Source organism: Citrobacter sp. RHB35-C17, from assembly GCF_013816795.1.
Taxonomy (GTDB): Bacteria; Pseudomonadota; Gammaproteobacteria; order Enterobacterales; family Enterobacteriaceae; genus Citrobacter_A; species Citrobacter_A amalonaticus.
The window spans coordinates 85,779-105,025 of record NZ_CP057150.1; the positions used below are offsets into that span (position 1 = coordinate 85,779).

Here is a 19,247-nt window from a genome sequence, read left to right on the forward strand (position 1 = left end):
CTATCCAGTTGATTTAAGAAAAGGTAAACGCATGTCTACTCCGCTATTCCGTCAGGCCGTACCCGCCGATGTTGATCGCTGCTATGAGATTGAAACGCTTGCCTATGAAGGCGATGAAGCGGCAACCCGGGAAAAGATCGCCACTCGTATCCAGCGCTATCCGCAGGGATTCATGTGCATGGAACTCAACGGTGAGGTGGCTGGCTTTATCAATGCCGGATGCGCCTGGGAGGTGGTGATGTCTGATGAAGAATTTAAGGAACTGGTGGGGCACGATCCGCACGCGCCCAATGCGGTGATTATGTCGGTAGTGGTGCACCCGGATTTTCAAGGTAAAGGCTACTCGTCACTGATGATGCGTGAGTTTGTGACGCGGATGAAAGCAATGCACAAAAAGACGATTCACCTGATGTGCAAAGACCGCCATGTCGATCTCTACGCCCACTTTGGCTATCGCTACGTCAAACCGTCAGAATCCGATCACGGCGGGATGGCGTGGCACGAGATGGTGATGGCGTTGTAACAGGTCGATCACGGGAGTCGTATTCAACATGTTACTAGATTGAATTTATTGATTATTTATCTTTATGACAGGTAAAGTATTCATGGGTTGTTCTCGTAAAAATGAGTACTTAAGGTTAAGTCAGGATAACGCTGCGCAATAAGTATGTATTCATCGCGCGTGACTCCCTCCCGAATGCTGGCACTGGTGCAATCTGAACTGTGCAGCAATTCTATTGCAAACACTTTTTTCCTTGCTGAGTAATCACTGTTCAAGTGTAGCCATAAGCAAATTGTTGTATATTGTAAACCATGCGCTGCCTGCCTTATGATAATACAAAAGGATACATAACGTGAATCTGCCGGATACCTCAAGTGCCAAACCGCTGTATAAGCAGCTTGAAGAAGCCCTGAAAGAGGCGATTTTAAGCGGCGAATATCAGCCGGGGCAGCAGATCCCAACCGAAAACGATCTCAGCGCCAGCTGGCAGGTGAGCCGCGTAACGGTGCGAAAGGCGCTGGATGCGCTGACCCGGGAAAACTTTCTTACCCGGGTCTCGGGTAAAGGGACATTCGTATCCGGCGAGAAGTTTCAGCGCAGTATGACCGGCATCATGAGCTTCAGTGAGCTGTGCCGCTCCCAGGGCCGCCGCCCGGGGTCGCGCACCATCAAGTCGGTGTTTGAGGCCTGCGATGAGGACACCCGCGCCAAACTGAACATCCCCGATGGGGAAAAAGCGGTGGTGATTGAGCGTATTCGCTATGCCGACGACGTGCCGGTATCGCTGGAAACGGTCTGGTTCCCCCCGCAGTTCGCCGCACTGCTGAATGAAGATCTCAACAGCCATTCCCTGTACGATACTCTGCGCGACAAGCATGGCCTGTGGTTTACCCACTCCAGCAAAACCATTGAGCTGGTGTACGCCAGTTTTGAGGTGGCCCACTATCTCGGCGTCGCTAACCGTTATCCGTTGATCTCGATTAAAAGCGAGATGATTGATAACAAAGGTGAAATGTCCTGCATATCTCACCAACTGATTGTCGGCGACAAACTGCGTTTTACCGTCTGACCCCCATTTTTTACCATTGATCGTTACGTCGTTTCAGCGTAAATCGGGATCCGCATCGCGGATCCCGATTTTTTGTATGGGCACGCGTTGATCGAAATGTATTCCAATGTTATACATTTATGGCAATACATTTAGATACATTGATTGGCGCGCGGCTGTCACGCGGTTAACGTCAGAAACGACCCAAGGGGAAAAGTGATGAGTATTAAAGAAATCATTAACGGCATTGTGGACAATAAAGCAGAGAAAGGCGGGATCACGCACGTATATTACGTCGCCTGCGGCGGCTCGTATGCGGCGTTTTACCCGGCGAAAGCCTTCCTGGAAAAAGAAGCCACTAAGGTCACCGTCGGGTTGTACAACAGTGGTGAGTTTATCAATAACCCGCCGGTGGCACTGGGCGACAACGCGGTGGTGGTGGTCGCATCACACAGAGGCAACACCCCGGAAACCATCAAAGCGGCAGAGCTGGCCCAGAGCCGCGGCGTACCGGTTATTGGCCTGACCTGGGTGACCGACTCCCCGCTGGTGGCTCACTGCGACTTTGTAGAAACCTACAGCTTCGGCGACGGCAAAGACATCGCCGAAGAGAAAACCCTTAAGGGCCTGATCACCGCGGTAGAAATTCTCAACCAGACCGAAGGTTATGCCCATTACGAGGATTTCCAGGACGGACTGAGCAAAATCAACCGTATCGTGTACCGCGCGTGTGATCATTTGCAGAACCGCGCCCAGGCGTTCGCCCAGGAATACAAAGATGACAAAGTCATCTACACCATGGCGAGCGGTGCGGGTTACGGCGCGGCCTATTTGCAGAGCATCTGCATCTTTATGGAAATGCAGTGGATCCACTCCGCCTGCATCCACAGCGGCGAGTTCTTCCACGGCCCGTTTGAAATCACCGATGCCAACACGCCGTTCTTCTTCCAGTTCTCTGAAGGCAGCACCCGTGCGGTAGATGAGCGCGCCCTGAACTTCCTGAAAAAATATGGCCGCCGCATCGAAGTGGTGGATGCTAAAGAGCTGGGTCTCTCCACCATCAAGCCGACGGTGATCGATTACTTCAACCATTCATTGTTCAATAACGTTTATCCGGTTTATAACCGTGCTCTGGCTGAGATCCGCCAGCATCCGTTAACGACCCGCCGCTACATGTGGAAGGTCGAATATTAATCACGCCAGGATTTGACGCAGGGGCAGGGACGCTCGATTTATCGTTATCAACAAGGAATAATGATGGACATTAAGGTGATTGGCATTGGTGATAATGTCGTTGATAAATATCTCCATTCCGGCGTGATGTATCCCGGCGGTAATGCACTGAACTTCGCGGTGTATGCCCGGCTGGCGGGCTGTGAAAGCGCGTTTCTTGGCGCGTTCGGCAACGATGCCGCCGCACGGCACGTGCAGGAAACATTGCAGGAACTGAACATCGACAGTCAGCGCTGTCGCCACTATGTCGGGGAAAACGGCTATGCCTGTATCCGGCTGGTGGATGGCGACAGGGAATTTGTCACCAGTAATAAAAACGGCGTATTACGGGAACACCCGCTGCAATTATCCGACGACGATCTCGATTATATTGCGCAATTCGATGCGGTGCACTCCAGCATTAATGGATTTCTCGAACCGGAATTAGAAAAAATTAAACAACGCAATGTCACCCTGTCGTTTGATTTTTCCGGGCGAGGGACTGACGACTATTTTCAACAGGTATGTCCGTGGGTCGATTATGGTTTTATTTCCTGCGGCGCATTATCGGTCGAAGAGACGATTAATAAAATTTATAATTTATACGATTACGGTTGTAAACATGTTATCGCTACCCGCGGGCATGAAAAGGTTTATTACTATGCCGGCGGTGAACTTATTGAGTGGCAGCCTGTTTATATTCAACCGGTCGATACTCTCGGCGCGGGGGATGCTTTTTTAACTGGCTTTATGCTATCCATTCTGGCATGCGATAAACCCCAACCGGACCATGACGATATTATTCGCGCCATGACGGCAGGCGGGAAATCCGCGGGCCAGGTCTTACATCATTATGGCGCGTTTGGCTTTGGTAAACCGTATTCCGGCTAATTGCCTTTCACCGATTACATAAAAACATAACTGGAATTCACTCCATTATCCGGGGGTAAGTATGTTCTGGACAGAATTGTGTTTTATCCTGGTTGCCCTGATGTTTGGCGCGCGTATTGGCGGCGTATTTTTAGGTATGGTTGGCGGCCTTGGCGTTGGCGTTCTGGTATTTGGTTTTGGCCTGACGCCCTCGTCGCCGCCCATTGATGTTATTTTAATTATTCTCTCGGTAGTATTAGCGGCATCGTCATTACAGGCGTCCGGCGGGCTGGATTTATTAGTCCGGCTGGCGGAAAAAATGCTGCGCCGCCATCCGCGCTATATCACGCTGCTGGCACCGTTTATCTGTTATATCTTCACCTTTATGTCCGGCACCGGGCATGTGGTGTACAGCCTGCTGCCGGTAATCTCCGAAGTGGCGCGGGATTCCGGCATTCGCCCGGAGCGTCCGCTGTCGATTTCGGTCATCGCGTCTCAGCAGGCGATAACCGCCAGCCCGATTTCGGCGGCCATGGCGGCGATGATTGGCCTGATGGCCCCGTTCGGCATCTCTATTTCCACTATCATGATGATTTGCGTCCCGGCGACGCTGATTGGCGTGGCGGCGGGAGCGATCGCCACCTTTAATAAAGGCAAGGAACTGAAGGACGATCCGGAATACCAGCGCCGGCTGGCGGAAGGGCTGCTCAAGCCGATCGGCAAAGCGGAGCGCAGCACTGAAATTGCGCCACACGCAAAACTCTCGGTGCTGTTGTTCCTGACCGGCGCGGTGGTGATTGTGCTGCTGGGGCTAGTGCCGGGCCTGCGTCCGCTGGTTGAAACCACCAAAGGGCTGCAACCGCTCTCGATGTCGGCGGCGATCCAGATTGTGATGCTCTCTTTTGCCTGCCTGATTGTGCTGCTGTGCCGCCCGCAGGTGGATCACATCCTCAGTGGCAGCGTGTTCCGCGCCGGTGCGCTGGCGATCGTTTGCGCCTTTGGCCTGGCGTGGATGAGCGAAACCTTCGTCAGTAGCCATATCGACCTGATCAAATCCGAAGTGCAGGTGCTGTTGCAGGAGCATACCTGGCTCATCGCCATCATGATGTTCTTTGTCTCGGCGATGGTCAGCAGCCAGGCGGCGACTACCCTGATTCTGCTGCCGCTGGGGCTGGCGTTGGGGTTACCGGCGTATGCGCTGATTGGCTCCTGGCCTGCGGTCAACGGCTACTTCTTTATTCCGGTAGCCGGGCAGTGCCTCGCGGCGCTGGCCTTCGACGATACCGGCACCACCCGTATCGGCAAATACGTGCTTAACCACAGCTTTATGCGTCCCGGCCTGGTGAATGTGATTGTCTCTGTGGCGATGGGGCTGATGATCGGCAAAATGGTGTTAGGTTAATTTTGTTCGCCGGCCCGCTCGTTTAAGGGGCCGTTTATTTATCGTTTTACGCGCCAAAGCTGTGCTAAAAGTTCATGATATCTAATAGATATGAGTTGACCTCAGGAGAGCATCGCTGCATTCAGAAGGGGTTAGTTGACTTAGGGATAACTCAGGAGAGGCAAACTGGCGGAGATCACAGGAGTCGCATTTGATGTTTAATTTATTGATTTAAAAAATATTTATTGTGTTTGATAAATAAGTTACCCCCATAAGCACCCCCAAATGATTTTCCTTGTGTGGATCGGGCGCACATTGAGCTATTTGTGAGCGTCTTTTTGCATTGTAGCAAAGCGGCATCCACTTCTCATCTTCAGCTTCTTTTTGCATGATATTTCATCCGTAACACTAAACGTGCCTACCGGGAATAGCAGGCGCATTATGTTCAAGGGAGAACGACCGATGATGTAATGTAAGAGGTTTGTCGCAAAATCACAATGCAGCGTGTTTTCGGTTTCGTTGCAACAAGCCGGTGGCCTGTCGTGCCCGCAAGATATCGACGGCCCGAAGATATGGTGATTGTTCCTGCCAGCTAAATCCATTCCTGTCGATACGAACCAGTTCGTATTTTTCCACCAGAAAATTAACGGCATCAGCCAGCGTAATACCGGCATCAATGTTTTCCTGAATCACAGTTTCATCACTGAACGGGGTGTCGTTTAGCGTCAGGCCATAGTGTTTTTCGAGCAGTCGGGTCAGCAGCATTTGCCAAACTGCCACGGGCGACAGGCAAGGCTTCGCCGCCCGCGAAGTTGTTGCAGGTAGAGGTTTCATGTTGGCTCTCGTGGAAGTTATTAAAGCTGAGTAGGGTAAATGGCGATGTATACGTATCCGCAATTACCAAGGGTATCGGCTTTGCAAGTGAAACCATTGTGGTAAAGGGTGACGCAGTGGGCATGTCTGGGATTCAGTTCACCGGTGGTCAGTATCGATTCCATCTGGCTGATAAAGTGCGGGAATGTTTCATCCAGCTTTCGGCATTCGGCGTCACTGAACCTGCCGGTGATACTGGCCCGGTCAGCCAGATAGTGCAGCCGGTTCCCCTCCTGCACCAGACGTGCTCCCAGACGCGGCGAAATATGCCGCTGCAGGCCCCATGTGGTGTTGTTCATTTATAACCTCTTTATTGTCAGTTCAGGGTGATACTCATCAGGCAGGCGTAAGGCCCATTGAGGTCCTGGCGGCGTTCGGCGTACACAGCCAGGACTCCTGTGATATCCGGAACATCCCTTCCGGTGTAATGACAGACGCTACCGTGCCACTGATATTTTCCAGTGCAGTAGCGAAATATGCGGGACTCAGGATGCTGGCGATATATCGTCATTGCCCGGCGTTTACTGATAATTTTCATGTAATACCTCACAGCAGACCGTGTTCTGCGAACGAATAGATTTGCCTGCCACCGACAATCAGATGGTCAGGGACGCGGATATCAACGAGCTGAAGTGCCTGCACCAAACGCTGCGTGATGGTCTTATCTGCCTGGCTGGGTGTGATGTCACCGGAGGGATGGTTGTGCGCAAATAACACTGCTGCCGCATTGAAGTACAGGGCGCGTTTGACCACCTCGCGAGGATGTACCTCGGTACTGCTAATAGAACCGGCAAACAGGGTTTCGTGGGCAATCAACTGGTTCTGCTGGTTCAGATACAGCACCATAAACTCTTCGCGCTCCAGTCCCGCCATTTTCAGTTTCAGCCAGTCACGGGCAGCCTGAGTAGAGGTGAATGCCACGCCTGTTTCGCGCAGGTGTCGATCAAGCAGTGTTAAGGCGCGTTTTATCGTGCGTTGTGCGGTTAGTGGAAGTATCGGACTTAGTGGGCTAAGTGACTGTTCCATCATGGGTATCCTTAATCAATAATGCGCAAAATGGCGCTGGATTCAGGGTGCTGCAGGGCGTAATCCCGCAGGCGGTAATAGTGCTCAGTCATGGCATCACATTCGGTGCGACAGGCGTGATGGCTGTATTCAATCAGACAGACAGCGATACCTGCGGCTTCCGCGCTCATTTGCGCACCATTGCCGTTCATGCCGTTGAACAGATGCCATTTATCGTCAACGTCAGCATCAGGGGCCATAAACGCGCCGCCATTGCTGAGCGTGTAAAAGGACCAGATACCACTGTTGTACTCGTCACAGAAGCGGTCCATCCAGGCGAAAATGCGGGGTTCCAGCGTTATCCATTGTGGGATAGAGCCAAAGTACTGCGGCCAGAAGCAGATACGCTGTTCGTCGGGTATCTGCGTTACGGTCAGTTCAAATTCGGATTCGTTAGCAGCAGATGCGAGGTTGTTTTTTGTCGCTGTTGTCATGGGTATGTCTCCGTCAATAAAAAAACGCCAGCGGCGATGGCTGGCGTATGCGGTAATAATGAGTGTTCGGGAAGATTAAATGTTGCTGGTAAATCATGCGGAGCCAGCAGATGGATACGTCCGTACAGATGCCTGGCTTGCGGGTATAGCGGTTAAGACCTTCACCGGCATCCGGTTCAAAGTTCCATGCCTGCCCTAGTCGTCTTCAATGTTAACGCCGGTGATACTGGCAGGAACCAATGGCCCTGCTGCGCAATCAGCCGATACCCACTACGGTAGGTCATAAAGCGATTAGTGAAACGACTTCAAACCTTCAGAATTATTCATTACTACCCCCCTGAAAAATAATAAAAAAGCGGCAGAATCGTGAGATTCTGCCGTTAGTTGTGTATGTTCAGAGGGATGATATATATCTGAATATTTTTATAATGCTGATAGGCCGTTCTGTGCCAATAACGGACGTTGTTAAGCTCATGCAGTATGGATTCACGAAGAACATACGTTATTTTTTGTCCTGATTGACTCGGAATGAAAGCTCCTGATGGCTCTCTTTTCGCTCGCTGTAACGATCTGCAAGATAACCGGTTTGTCCCTTAAGCAGCACTGTGATTTTAAACAGCGCCTCGGCTACATCGACGGAACTAAATGTTTCTCGACTATTCTCTAAGGCAACTTGCGGCCTATACAAAAAAGAGCCGGGTTATACCCGGCTCTTTTTAGCTGATTTCAAAATCTTTTAATTCCCCACCTTCAGCAATCAGATTTGAGATCCGCTTCGGCATTCGCCCCTGACCTGACCATGTTTTTGACTCTCCAGTTTCGTCAGTATATCGATACTTCGCGGGACGGGGGGAGCGCGTCCTTTTAGACTTACCCGGAGAGCCAATAGCAGCCATAAGTTCGGAGGGGTCGATACCCTCATCAAGCATCATCTGACGAAGTGTTTCCAGTTTATCGCGGCGCTGACTTTCATTTGCAAGACGTAATGTCTCTTCTTCTCGTCGTTCTATAAGAATAATTTTAAACTTTTCCAGAATATCTTCCAGTACATCTAATGACATTTCACGAGTCTGAGAGCGTAAGGTACGGATATTGTTTAACTGTGTAAGAGCATCTGACATAAAGAGACCTTTAAAAATTTTTTCGTTGTTCAGCAAATACCAATGTCGACGGTTGCTCATCAACCCGATTTCTCTTACTGAGCATTTTAATCCGATTGGTACATATTGTTATTAACGAGGTTTAGACTACTGATATAAATCTCTTATCGCAAGACAAAATTAAGAAGAATGTGCAAGAACTAAATTCTAACCCCTACGAAATGTCCATGCATTTTTAAAGGTACTTAAAACGATGATGCCAGGAGTCATCCGAAGAGCCTTTTTATACCCTCATAACTTATTGCTTCAGTCATACCTGATGAGTTTTAAATCAGGAGAGACATTTAGTGAATTAGCGCCGCCGCTTAGTAAGGTTTTTCACAAATGGCAAGATGGCACACAGGGGATAGACACCTGCATTTTTTCAAATGTAAAAAAAAGCCTGCTGTTAGCAGGCCATAAATTTTTTTAACTCATTTTTTGTTCGATTCTGATAAATAGGGTAAGCATGCAATTAAACGTGAATCAGAGAGCATAACAAAAATGCTATAAATATTTCCTGGCCGCATCAAATATCTCCTGTGACGTTAACTCCCTGTCAGTAGCCACGTAAACAATGCCATGATCGCCAGTTAAGGAAGGAAAACCTGCAGACATAATCCGAAGATGTGTTTCTTCACCGTTTGGATATTCCTGCCTGATAGAGGATATACCTTCCAGAACGGTCATGACTTTACAGGATTCAGCATTAAAGAAAACAAGGACTTTAATCATATTCTATTATCCTGTTCTCTCGTGGGTGTTAGCTGGCAGATGCCATTAAGGTCAAAGCCATTACGTGGTTCTTTCGGAGATAGCCTCGCTCATTACGCACTTCTTATTTAACAAGCAGTTAGTTTGTGCTTTTAAAATTTTTATGCAGTAGTCCTGCACTTCATTACATCGGTCAGCACACTCATAATTGTGAAGAATATGCTGATCAGATATTAAGAATAAACGATTTTTCACTGATTTAAGTTATGGGGCTGTCTACTCAGGGATAATCCTTCATCGTTATCGCAGACCCACATTGATTTATTTATCGCAAAGTATTACGTTTGCAGCAGCAGGACCTTTGTCTCCGATCTGAATGGCGAATTCAACTTTCTGTCCTTCAAATAAAGTTTTAAAGTTGTCGCCATTAAGCGCAGAAAAATGGACAACGATATCTTTGCTGCCATCAAGAGGAGAGATGAAGCCAAAACCTTTGTCTTCGTTAAACCATTTTACCAGGCCTGTAATTCTAGAGGTCATACTGACTCCTGTTATACATCATTGTATTGATAGTAAATGTATGGACTCAAAAAGAGGGGATATCAACGATAGCGCCTGGTAATGAGAACTGCCCGGAAAATTTCTAACTTTCATTAGTACATCGAACTGATGGGATTCATTAAGGCACAGGGAATCGATATAAGCAAATTATCTTTTAGCCGTCCAGAGGTCCTGTAGGGAAAATAAAAGTGGCTGAATGCCATTTTCAATGTATAGTCTTTACGTGTTTTCAATAAGGAATTGACTTGTCCCATAAAATGACAGGAATTGTCAAAAGCTTTGATATTCTTAGTGGTAAAGGCCTCATCATCCCATCTGATGGACGAAAAGACGTTCTGCTTCACATTTCAGCCGTTAACTCCCGCGAATCAGAATTACTCATCCCTGGAAGCCGCATAGAGTTTTGCCGGATAAACGGTCTCAGGGGGCCTGTGGCTGCGAACATTTATCTTTCCTGATTTTCAGTGTGTCAAAATAGATAGATTAAAACTTAACCACATATGGTACGGTGAAGCTCATTCATTGAAAGGTTAATGGTTATGTCTGTTATCAATTACGCAATGAAATTCTTCAGCAGTGCGTCTACTGCCACAGCTGCCTGTCCTGTTTGTGGCTTAAAATCAGTACAACCGTTGTCAAAAATCCGGCTCAACCAGACCATGCTTTGCCCCGGATGTAAGGCTCTGTTTATCTCCCGACGCTAGCTCGACCAAAACCGCAGAACAGAGCTCATGTCCTATACTTATGTTAGATTCCGGCAGCTGTTAAATCCCTGATGCCTGACGCCCATCCTGAGAGAACGTTTCTGAACTGATTTCGCAACTGCTCCTGCGCGCTAACGTCGCATCAGAGCAATGCTATGAAAATGATCCCTAGAGCGTGGTTTAACCGCTCCCGTATACTGATGAATGCTGCCGAAAACATAACGTTTTCGGCGAACGATCCTGCCGGTGAAAGCTCGCCGCGGTCAGAACTCTTTTCGACCGTCCAGATGGAACGCTACGGCCAGAAGCTGGCGCGGACTCATAAAGTATCACCGGATAAGCATCCTTATTATCTTCTGAAACGGCTTGGCGACAATGAGGCCGTCATTACCCAAAACTGCTATGAGCTTAACGCGGGTAAAAAGACCAGTATCATGCCCGCCGGTGAATGGCTGCTGGACAATTATTATCTGATTGAGGAACAAATCCGCACTGTCCGCCAGCATCTGCCGAAAAGCTTTGGCAAAGGTCTTCCGTCGCTGGTATCGCCGCTGAATTGCCCACGAATTTATCATATTGCATCAGAGGCTATTGCTCACGGCGATGGCCGCTGGGATACCGCCAGCCTGACCAGCTATCTCACTGCCTATCAACAGGTGACGCCGCTGACGCTGGGTGAAGTCTGGGCGTTACCGGGAATGCTGCGCCTGGCGCTGATTGAAAATCTTCGTCGTATCAGTATGGAAGTGATAAAAGCGCAGCAAGACAGAAACCTTGCCGATACGTGGATAACAAGGATTGTCGAATGCGCAGAGAGTGCGCCTGGTGATTTAATCATGGTGGTTGCCGATATGGCGCGCTCCCGGCCTCCGTTAACCAGTGCGTTTGTCGCAGAGCTGGTGCGGCGCCTGCAGGGGCATGGCAACGCGCTGTCGTTACCTCTGACCTGGGTTGATCAGTGCCTTCGGGAACAGGGGATCACCACTGACGTTCTCATACATAGTTTCAATCAGCAGCTTGCCGCCAGCCAGCTGTCCGTAAGTAACAGCATTGCGGGCCTGCGATTATTGAGTGAAACGGACTGGGCTGATTTCGCCGAAACGATAAGCGTTGTCGAACAGACATTACGCAATGATCCTGCCGGCATCTATCCCCGGATGCACTTCAATACCCGGGATCATTACCGGCACGTAGTTGAGGTTCTGGCCAGAGACAGCGGTCTCAGCGAGCCTGAGGTTGCAGAGAAAGTGCTGGCGTTTTCAGAGGAAAAAGCGCCCGATACACCGGAACATCATGTTGGTTATTATCTTGCGGGCGAAGGTCGACAGGCGCTGGATATTCATCTCCTGGCAGACGCCTCAAGGCTCCTACGCTTGCGGCACAGTTTCAACAGAATAACCCTGCTGTCATGGATTGGAAGCCTGACGCTGCTGACAACCGCAGCGACCGCAGCAATATTGCACGAAACCGCCATGCAGGGCACAGACTGGCTGTTGATCGCGGTGATATTGCCTCTGATTATCGCTTTGACTCAGTTAATGAGCGATTTACTCAGTGATGCAACCACCCGTTTTCGCGTTCCTCGACCCTTGCCGGGGATGGATTTTTCAGCCGGGATTCCCGCTGACAGTGCCACCATGTTAGTCATTCCCTGCATGTTGACCAGCCACGAAAGTTTCAGCCAGCTCCTCACCAGTCTTGAAGTCTGCTGGTTAGGGAATGAAAACGAAAATCTCAGGTTCGCGCTGCTCACTGATTTTGCTGATTCTGAAAATGAACCCTCGCCGGAAAGTCACGCGCTGCTCAGACAGGCTATCGCCGATACGCAGGCGCTTAATCGCCGCTACCCCTCCGGCCGACCACGTTTTTATCTGTTACATCGCCAGCCTGAATGGAACCCATTGGAAGGAGCGTGGATGGGCTATGAACGCAAGCGGGGAAAACTGGCGTTACTGAACAGCTGGTTGCGCCATCCCGGAACGCAATTCGTCAGCGTTGCAGAGATGCCTGCCCACCTTTTACCGGGTCACATAAAATACGTCATTACCCTGGACAGCGATACGGTGCTCCCGCGCGATACGGCACACAAACTCGTCGCGACGATGGCGCATCCGCTGAATACGCCTGAGTATGATCCGGTACGCCAGAGGGTTGTCAAAGGATTCGGTATTTTACAGCCCGGTCTTGCGGAGGAGATACCACGCAACGGTCAGGGGCGTTACGCAGCCCTGCGCAGCAGCGTACCGGGCAATAACCCTTATTCGATGATGTCTTCGGATATTTATCAGGATCTCTTTGGGGAAGGCTCGTTTGTGGGCAAAGGGATTTACGATGTTGATATTTTTATGCAGGCCACTACCAACATCTGCCCGGAAAATCTGGTACTCAGCCATGACCTACTCGAAGGATGCTATGCCCGTTCGGGTCTGCTGAGTGAAGTGTTACTCTACGAACAATATCCCAATAATTATCTGTCGGATGTTGCACGACGTTCACGCTGGATCCGGGGTGACTGGCAACTGCTTAACTGGCTAAAACCACGCGTCAGAAAAGCCGATGGAACCCGGGTCAGGAATCCGCTGACCGCACTTTCTTACTGGAAATTACTCGATAATCTGCGTCGCAGTCTGGTCGCCCCCTCCTTACTGGTATTGCTGTTCTTCACTCTGCTTTGGGTACCCAATCCGGTTTACTGGCTGGGCATACTGTTGCTGATATGGTTGTTGCCAGCCATCCTCTGCATTAGCCACGACCTTCTGCATAAACCTCTGCGTCGCCGCGTGAAGCCGCATCTGTTACTGGTGGGGGCGGGCGCGCTAAAGCGTCTGTCAGGTATCAGCCTTAATTTTGCGATACTGCCGCACGAAGCCGGATATTCGCTGAAAGCGATCGCCGTGACGCTATGGCGACTGGGGATAAGCAGGCGTCACCTCAGCCAGTGGGTCAGCCACAGCCAGGACAGCAGTCAGGCCAGACCCACTGTTGCACGTTTTTATCAGGCGATGTGGCTTAACGTTGCCGGTGGCGTGGCGCTGACAATACTGACCGGACAATTTGCCCCACAGCTGCTGGGGATTGCGTTACCGATCGGTTTGGTATGGTGTGTGGCACCGCTGCTGATGAGCTGGCTGAGTCGCCAGCCCGTGCGTAAGGTTTTTTCGCCTAATCAGGAACAAAAACAGCTGTTACGCCAGACAAGCCGTGAAATCTGGGCTTTTTTTGAAACATTTGCCACAGCAAAAGAGAACTGGCTTCCACCTGATAATTATCAGGAAATACCACAACCGACGGTGGCACACCGAACTTCTCCTACCAATATTGGTCTTTCACTTATGGCTAACCTGACGGCATGGGACTTTGGCTACCTGCCTGGCGGAGAGGTGCTCCGGCGCGTGTCGCTCACGCTCGACACGATGGATAAAATGGAGCACTACCGGGGCCATCTCTACAACTGGTATGACACCCGTACGCTGGTTCCCCTAAGTCCACGCTATATCTCCAGCGTCGACAGCGGCAATATGGCCGGGCATTTATTGACCCTGCGTGCAGGCCTGTCCGCCATGCGTCATCAGCCTGTTTTAAGCAACCAACAGATACTGGCAGGACTGAACGATACGCTGGATATTCTGGAAAAACAGTGGGGTAAGAACCCACCTGACAGCCTGAGACTGCTGCGCAAGCATTGCCTGAACGCGGTGTCGCTCTCTCCGCAGGCGCTTTTCAGCGAACTGAAAAGCATGCGCACCCAGTGCAACCATCTGACCAGCGCATGTCATCAGGGATCTCCTCTTCAGATGCGCTGGGCTGGACATCTGGAGCATCAACTGGTTCAGCTTTGCCATGAGTGGTCTCTGTTGCTTGGCTGGTTGCCTGCATCCTGGAATGAACAGAAGCTGCCGACGCTGAGCGAGCTTGCCCGTCCGACATTAACCGGTACAGGAACGCCTCCGGCGTCAGTGGCGGAGCAGGCCCGAATGCGACTCAATATTATCACCGAGCTGGAACAGCGGCTGGATGAGCATGCCCGGATGGATTTCGCCTTTCTGTACAGTGAAGCAACCAGTCTGCTCAGCGTCGGTTATAACTGTGACACCAATATGCCTGACAAGAGCCACTACGATCTCCTGCCGTCTGAAATCCGCCTGACCAGTTTTCTTGCCATTGCGACTAATCAGCTACCTCTTAAAAGCTGGTACGCGCTGGGTCGATTGTTTACCACGATTGATAATGAAACTGCCCTGATGTCATGGAGCGGATCCATGTTTGAATATCTGATGCCGAATCTGGTGATGCCCACCTGGCCCGGCAGCCTGCTCGATGAAATGAGTCAGTCGGCGGTTATGCGCCAGATTCACTGGGGGAAAGAACGCGGGGTGCCATGGGGTGTTTCAGAGTCTGGTTATCATGCTTTTGATGTTCAGCATAATTATCAGTATCAGGCATTTGGCGTACCGGGGCTCGGTCTGCGCAGGGGACTTGCCGATGACATGGTTGTCGCTCCTTACGCCACGCTGCTGGCGCTGATGGTTTCCCCACAGAGAGCCTGTGAGAACCTGTTCAGGCTGCAAAAAAATGGTGCACGCGGAGAATACGGTTTTTATGAAGCGCTGGACTATACCCCCTCACGTCTTGCAACCGGTCAGCTCTATGCGGTGGTACAGTCCTGGATGGCGCATCACCAGGGTATGGCATTTCAGGCGCTGGCTCATGTGCTGCTTGATGCCCCCATGACTGAACGCTTTATGTCCAGTACGGTATTCCGGTCAGCGAGTCTGCTGTTACAGGAGCGCGTGCCGGATGCGGTCGATCTGTACAGTCCGCGCCGTCATTTTGAATCTCATGAGGGCATGGTCAAACCCGTTCGCTATGAACCCCGTATTTTCTATAGCGTGGATACCCCCGCCCCGGATATTCAACTCCTGTCCAACGGCCATTATCATCTGATGTTGACCGCGGGCGGCGGCGGTTACAGTCGCTGGAATGATATTGCACTAACGCGCTGGCGCAGTGATACCACCCGTGATAACTGGGGAGCATTCTGCTACATCCGCGATACCCAGACGGGAGATGTGTGGAGCAATACCTGGCAACCAACAGGCTACACCAGCGGACAAGACGAGGAAGTGTTGTTCACCGATGCGGGGGCAGAATTCAGACGCAGCTTAGGGGGACTCAGCGTCAAAACTCAGGTGGTGATCTCTCCGGAGGATGATGTTGAATTGCGACGGCTCACACTGATTCATCGTGGTCGCAAGCCTCGCTCTCTGGAGCTGACAACCTATGCTGAAGTGGTACTGGCACCTGATGCCAGCGATCTGGCACACCCGGCATTCAGCAATTTGTTTATTCAGACTGAGCTGGCTCCTGAGCGTGACGCTATTCTTTGCCACCGGCGCCCGCGTTCACCGAATGAACCGGGCCCTTGCCTGTTTCACATGATGGTGGTGCACGGCGATAACCGACATAACGTGTCGTTTGAAACGGACAGGGCAAGGTTTATTGGACGTGGCAGAAACCCTTCGAATGCACAGGCAATAGAGACGGGAGGGATGCTAGGCAACACGTCGGGCTCGGTGCTGGATCCGATACTGGCAATTCGCAACGCCATTATTCTGCAGCCGGGGCAGCCGGTTACGATTGATATCATTTATGGCATCAGTGAGACCCGTCAGCAGAGCCTGGCGTTGCTGGAGAAATATCGCGATTACCCTATCGCCGATCGCGTCTTTGAACTGGCCTGGTCTCACAGTCTGGTGGTATTGCGCCAGATGAACGCCAGTGAAGATGATGCCACGTTGTTCAATAGTCTCGCCAGCGCTGTGCTTTACCCTGTCCAGGAGCTGCGCGCCGAAGGCCAGGCGATCGGCCGCAACCGGCGTGGCCAGTCCGGACTGTGGGGCTGGGCAATTTCAGGGGATCTGCCGATAGTGCTGCTGAGTATAACCAGCGAGGAAAGTATCACCTCAGTGACCACACTGATTCAGGCACACCGTTACTGGAGACAGAAAGGGCTGGATGTTGATTTAGTTATCCTGAATAACAGCCCCGGCGGCTACCAGCAGGGATTACAAAATCAGATTATGGAGTTAATTTATGCCGGGTCTGAAGCCAGTCTGCTGGATAAAAAAGGCGGGCTTTTTGTCCGCAACGGTGAGCATCTCTCCGCTGAGGATAAGTTGCTTTTGATGAGCGTGGCCTGTCTTTATCTTGATGACCGCGCAGGGGGTATTAATGAGCAGCTTAACCAGCGTATTCATACCCTGAAATCGCCGGCAAGGGCATTCATTCCGCGTGCTGTGCGCGAGCGTAATCAACATACGGACTGGAGCCCTGATACCAGTCAGTTATGCCATTTCAACGGATACGGTGGATTTTCTCAGGATGGGCGGGAGTATCAGATCGTCCTTCGGGAAAATGCGCTTACACCGGCTCCCTGGTCGAACATACTGGCAAATTCTCGTTTTGGCAGTGTGATCTCAGAGGCAGGGCAGGCCTATACCTGGTATGAGAATGCCCATGAATACCGGTTGACGCCGTGGGAGAACGATCCGGTGAGCGATCGCAGCGGCGAGGCATTTTACCTGCGCGATGAAGAGAGCGGGGAGTGCTGGTCGCCGACGGCTTTACCTGTTCGCGGACACGGTGATTACCTGACCCGCCATGGTTTTGGCTACAGCGTTTTTGCCCATCGTGAGAGTGGTATAGACAGCGAGTTGACGGTCCTGGTTGCTGAAGAAGATCCGGTTAAACTGGTGCTCCTGACGCTCAGTAACTCTTCGGGACGGACACGTCAACTTTCCGTCACAGGCTATGTAGAGTGGACGCTCGGAGAAACACGAACGCGCTCAGCCCCTCACATTGTGACACATGTGGCCAGAACGCCCGGCGGCTGCGGGATACTTGCGAATAACTTTTATGGTGATAATGGTGGCGGCCGAACTGCATTTTTTGCCGTCAGCGGTAATGACTGTTCTCTGACAGGGGACCGCCGGGAGTTTATTGGCCGTAATGGTTCTCTTCACGCCCCTTCGGCTATGAAACTGCAAAAGCTTTCTGGTAAGACGGGGGCCGGTCTGGATCCCTGCGGAGCGGTGCAATCGGCGGTTACATTAATTGACGGGGACCAGAGGACGTTTATTTTTATCCTCGGTGCAGAGGAGAATGATGTTTGTGCTCAGGAGACGCTGGCCCGCTACATGAACGAGGATACGGTCCGCCAGGAGCTGAACCGGATTCATAATCACTGGCACAATGTTCTCGATAAAATCGTAGTTAACACCCCCGACACGTCCGTAAATTTACTGGTTAATGGCTGGCTGTTGTATCAGACGGTCGCCTGCCGTCTTATGGCCCGGAGTGGCTACTATCAGTCTGGCGGTGCATTTGGTTTTCGCGATCAGCTGCAGGATACGCTGGCTCTGAGCCACGCTGCTCCGGACCGGATGCGTGAACAGATAATACTCTGTGCATCACGGCAGTTTATCGAGGGGGATGTGCAGCACTGGTGGCACCCGCCTCACGGCAACGGTGTGCGTACCCGCTGTTCCGATGACTATCTTTGGCTGCCGCTTGCTGTTTGCCACTATGTTGAAACGACGGGGGATATGGATGCACTGGAAATACGCATTCCTTATCTGGAGGGACGCTCGCTTCAGCCTGGTGAAGAGTCTGTCTATGACACGCCGGTCATCAGCGGCACCGAAGAGACACTCTGGTTACACTGCGTCAAAGCTATTCACTATGGACTTCGCTTCGGGGAGCATGGCCTGCCGCTGATGGGGGCTGGTGACTGGAATGACGGGATGAACCGGGTGGGTATCGAAGGCAAAGGTGAAAGCGTCTGGCTGGGCTTCTTCCTGTACGACATTTTGCAGCGGTTTGCAGCGCTGGCGGAGCGCAGGCTGGATGAAAGCGTCGCCGCGATGTGCCGTTCACAGGCTCTGCGCCTGCAAAGTAATCTCGAAGCCCACGCCTGGGATGGGGAATGGTACCGGCGCGGGTATTTTGACGATGGTACTCCCCTGGGATCGAAAACCTCACAGGACTGCCGGATTGATGCGATTGCGCAGAGCTGGTCTATATTGTCCGGCGCCGCGAGCCCGGGACGGTGCGCAAAGGCCATGCAGGCGCTGGATAAGCACCTTGTGGATAACGAAGGAGGGCTGATCAAACTGTTAACGCCTCCTTTCGACGGACACGGTCCAAATCCGGGCTACATACAGGGGTACCTGCCCGGCGTGCGGGAAAACGGAGGGCAGTATACGCATGGCGCCATCTGGGCAGTGATGGCCTTTGCCCGAATGGGGAATGCCGGACGAGCCTGGCAACTCTGGTCAATGCTCAACCCTATAAATCATACCCTGAATGCGGACTCTGTCGGGATTTATAAAGCTGAGCCTTATGTCATGAGTGCTGATGTCTACAGCGTCGCTCCCCATACCGGACGTGCAGGGTGGAGCTGGTATACCGGTTCCGCAGGCTGGGCCTGGCGTTTACTTACCGAGGAATTACTGGGGATAAAACGTTCCGGCACTGACTTTAGTGTTCATGCCAGGTTACCGGATGAGTGGTCGTCTTTTTCTATGGCATATCAATATGGTGAAAGCCATTATCAGATTAGTGTTTCACGCGGCGATGCAGAATATTGCGTGACGCTGGATGGTGTTCTCCTCCCTGATGACAGAATACCGCTGAAGGATGATGGACAAAACCATACGGTTGAGATCATTCAGAACTGACACTGA

Annotated in this window: 17 protein-coding genes and 2 pseudogenes; 8 read left to right on the top strand and 11 right to left on the bottom strand. The window is 51.4% G+C overall.

Annotated elements, in window-relative coordinates; genetic code table 11:
* Nucleotides 1-31 precede the first annotated feature (31 nt).
* The 5 genes from HVZ37_RS00395 (at nt 32) to HVZ37_RS00415 (ending at nt 5,034) form a co-directional block, all read left to right on the top strand.
* On the top strand, nt 32-523 hold the full coding sequence (locus tag HVZ37_RS00395) for a GNAT family N-acetyltransferase (RefSeq protein ID WP_042998669.1): 492 nt from the start codon (nt 32-34) through the stop codon (nt 521-523).
* A gap of 331 nt (nt 524-854) precedes the next feature.
* Nucleotides 855-1,571, top strand: coding sequence for a GntR family transcriptional regulator (locus HVZ37_RS00400; RefSeq protein ID WP_042998668.1), 717 nt, complete (start codon nt 855-857; stop codon nt 1,569-1,571).
* A gap of 195 nt (nt 1,572-1,766) precedes the next feature.
* Nucleotides 1,767-2,744: a 6-phosphofructose-aspartate deglycase gene (gene fraB / locus HVZ37_RS00405; protein ID WP_084196634.1), complete on the top strand. Its 978-nt coding sequence runs from the start codon at nt 1,767-1,769 to the stop codon at nt 2,742-2,744.
* Nucleotides 2,745-2,807: 63 nt separating this feature from the next.
* Nucleotides 2,808-3,653, top strand: coding sequence for a fructoselysine 6-kinase (locus HVZ37_RS00410; RefSeq protein ID WP_042323385.1), 846 nt, complete (start codon nt 2,808-2,810; stop codon nt 3,651-3,653).
* Nucleotides 3,654-3,714: 61 nt separating this feature from the next.
* On the top strand, nt 3,715-5,034 hold the full coding sequence (locus HVZ37_RS00415; RefSeq protein WP_042323383.1) for an anaerobic C4-dicarboxylate transporter: 1,320 nt from the start codon (nt 3,715-3,717) through the stop codon (nt 5,032-5,034).
* A gap of 210 nt (nt 5,035-5,244) precedes the next feature.
* Here the strand turns inward: HVZ37_RS00415 and HVZ37_RS00420 are convergent, their stop codons facing one another.
* From HVZ37_RS00420 to HVZ37_RS00470, 11 genes and pseudogenes are all read right to left on the bottom strand, one after another.
* Nucleotides 5,245-5,403: a hypothetical protein gene (locus tag HVZ37_RS00420; protein ID WP_155985518.1), complete on the bottom strand. Its 159-nt coding sequence runs from the start codon at nt 5,401-5,403 to the stop codon at nt 5,245-5,247.
* Nucleotides 5,404-5,505: 102 nt separating this feature from the next.
* The gene (locus tag HVZ37_RS00425) at nt 5,506-5,847 is read right to left on the bottom strand and encodes a TA system toxin CbtA family protein (protein WP_042998666.1); all 342 of its coding nucleotides are present in this window, start codon (nt 5,845-5,847) and stop codon (nt 5,506-5,508) included.
* 20 nt (nt 5,848-5,867) lie between these two features.
* Nucleotides 5,868-6,185, bottom strand: coding sequence for a type IV toxin-antitoxin system YeeU family antitoxin (locus HVZ37_RS00430; protein ID WP_042998665.1), 318 nt, complete (start codon nt 6,183-6,185; stop codon nt 5,868-5,870).
* A gap of 17 nt (nt 6,186-6,202) precedes the next feature.
* Entirely contained in the window at nt 6,203-6,424 is a 222-nt protein-coding gene (locus HVZ37_RS00435; protein WP_072031697.1) for a DUF987 domain-containing protein, read from the bottom strand.
* 8 nt (nt 6,425-6,432) lie between these two features.
* Nucleotides 6,433-6,915, bottom strand: a complete 483-nt coding sequence (radC, locus tag HVZ37_RS00440; protein ID WP_032250314.1) for a DNA repair protein RadC — start codon at nt 6,913-6,915, stop codon at nt 6,433-6,435.
* 8 nt (nt 6,916-6,923) lie between these two features.
* The gene (locus HVZ37_RS00445; RefSeq protein WP_016239686.1) at nt 6,924-7,385 is read right to left on the bottom strand and encodes an antirestriction protein; all 462 of its coding nucleotides are present in this window, start codon (nt 7,383-7,385) and stop codon (nt 6,924-6,926) included.
* A gap of 112 nt (nt 7,386-7,497) precedes the next feature.
* Nucleotides 7,498-7,590 (bottom strand): annotated as a pseudogene (locus HVZ37_RS23250) (DUF905 family protein); the annotation flags it as partial.
* 297 nt (nt 7,591-7,887) lie between these two features.
* Nucleotides 7,888-8,022 (bottom strand): annotated as a pseudogene (locus tag HVZ37_RS00455) (arsenical resistance protein ArsH); the annotation flags it as partial.
* A gap of 79 nt (nt 8,023-8,101) precedes the next feature.
* The gene (locus HVZ37_RS00460) at nt 8,102-8,506 is read right to left on the bottom strand and encodes an H-NS family nucleoid-associated regulatory protein (protein ID WP_024195748.1); all 405 of its coding nucleotides are present in this window, start codon (nt 8,504-8,506) and stop codon (nt 8,102-8,104) included.
* 525 nt (nt 8,507-9,031) lie between these two features.
* Nucleotides 9,032-9,259 (bottom strand): hypothetical protein, encoded by a 228-nt coding sequence (locus HVZ37_RS00465; RefSeq protein WP_016239708.1) that lies wholly within the window; start codon nt 9,257-9,259, stop codon nt 9,032-9,034.
* Between the two features lie 300 nt (nt 9,260-9,559).
* Complete coding sequence (locus HVZ37_RS00470; protein ID WP_016239707.1) at nt 9,560-9,778, bottom strand: cold shock domain-containing protein; 219 nt, start codon at nt 9,776-9,778, stop codon at nt 9,560-9,562.
* 266 nt (nt 9,779-10,044) lie between these two features.
* On the opposite strand from HVZ37_RS00470, the gene cspF reads away from it, so the two are divergent.
* The 3 genes from cspF (at nt 10,045) to HVZ37_RS00480 (ending at nt 19,241) form a co-directional block, all read left to right on the top strand.
* Nucleotides 10,045-10,257 (top strand): cold shock-like protein CspF, encoded by a 213-nt coding sequence (gene cspF, locus HVZ37_RS00475; RefSeq protein WP_001446195.1) that lies wholly within the window; start codon nt 10,045-10,047, stop codon nt 10,255-10,257.
* Between the two features lie 102 nt (nt 10,258-10,359).
* Entirely contained in the window at nt 10,360-10,503 is a 144-nt protein-coding gene (locus tag HVZ37_RS22975) for a YnfU family zinc-binding protein (RefSeq protein WP_228961026.1), read from the top strand.
* A 155-nt stretch (nt 10,504-10,658) separates the two neighbouring features.
* Nucleotides 10,659-19,241, top strand: coding sequence for a glucoamylase family protein (locus HVZ37_RS00480; protein ID WP_042998664.1), 8,583 nt, complete (start codon nt 10,659-10,661; stop codon nt 19,239-19,241).
* The last annotated feature ends 6 nt before the right edge of the window (nt 19,242-19,247 follow it).

What these genes read in the sequence shown, in the direction of transcription:
- HVZ37_RS00395 (WP_042998669.1), top strand. Translation starts at nt 32, where the DNA reads ATGTCTACTCCGCTATTCCGTCAGGCCGTACCCGCCGATGTTGATCGC.
- HVZ37_RS00410 (WP_042323385.1), top strand. Translation starts at nt 2,808, where the DNA reads ATGGACATTAAGGTGATTGGCATTGGTGATAATGTCGTTGATAAATAT.
- HVZ37_RS00415 (WP_042323383.1), top strand. Translation starts at nt 3,715, where the DNA reads ATGTTCTGGACAGAATTGTGTTTTATCCTGGTTGCCCTGATGTTTGGC.
- HVZ37_RS00420 (WP_155985518.1), bottom strand. Translation starts at nt 5,403, where the DNA reads ATGCAAAAAGAAGCTGAAGATGAGAAGTGGATGCCGCTTTGCTACAAT.
- HVZ37_RS00425 (WP_042998666.1), bottom strand. Translation starts at nt 5,847, where the DNA reads ATGAAACCTCTACCTGCAACAACTTCGCGGGCGGCGAAGCCTTGCCTG.
- HVZ37_RS00430 (WP_042998665.1), bottom strand. Translation starts at nt 6,185, where the DNA reads ATGAACAACACCACATGGGGCCTGCAGCGGCATATTTCGCCGCGTCTG.
- HVZ37_RS00435 (WP_072031697.1), bottom strand. Translation starts at nt 6,424, where the DNA reads ATGAAAATTATCAGTAAACGCCGGGCAATGACGATATATCGCCAGCAT.
- radC (WP_032250314.1), bottom strand. Translation starts at nt 6,915, where the DNA reads ATGATGGAACAGTCACTTAGCCCACTAAGTCCGATACTTCCACTAACC.
- HVZ37_RS00445 (WP_016239686.1), bottom strand. Translation starts at nt 7,385, where the DNA reads ATGACAACAGCGACAAAAAACAACCTCGCATCTGCTGCTAACGAATCC.
- HVZ37_RS00460 (WP_024195748.1), bottom strand. Translation starts at nt 8,506, where the DNA reads ATGTCAGATGCTCTTACACAGTTAAACAATATCCGTACCTTACGCTCT.
- HVZ37_RS00465 (WP_016239708.1), bottom strand. Translation starts at nt 9,259, where the DNA reads ATGATTAAAGTCCTTGTTTTCTTTAATGCTGAATCCTGTAAAGTCATG.
- HVZ37_RS00470 (WP_016239707.1), bottom strand. Translation starts at nt 9,778, where the DNA reads ATGACCTCTAGAATTACAGGCCTGGTAAAATGGTTTAACGAAGACAAA.
- HVZ37_RS22975 (WP_228961026.1), top strand. Translation starts at nt 10,360, where the DNA reads ATGAAATTCTTCAGCAGTGCGTCTACTGCCACAGCTGCCTGTCCTGTT.
- HVZ37_RS00480 (WP_042998664.1), top strand. Translation starts at nt 10,659, where the DNA reads ATGAAAATGATCCCTAGAGCGTGGTTTAACCGCTCCCGTATACTGATG.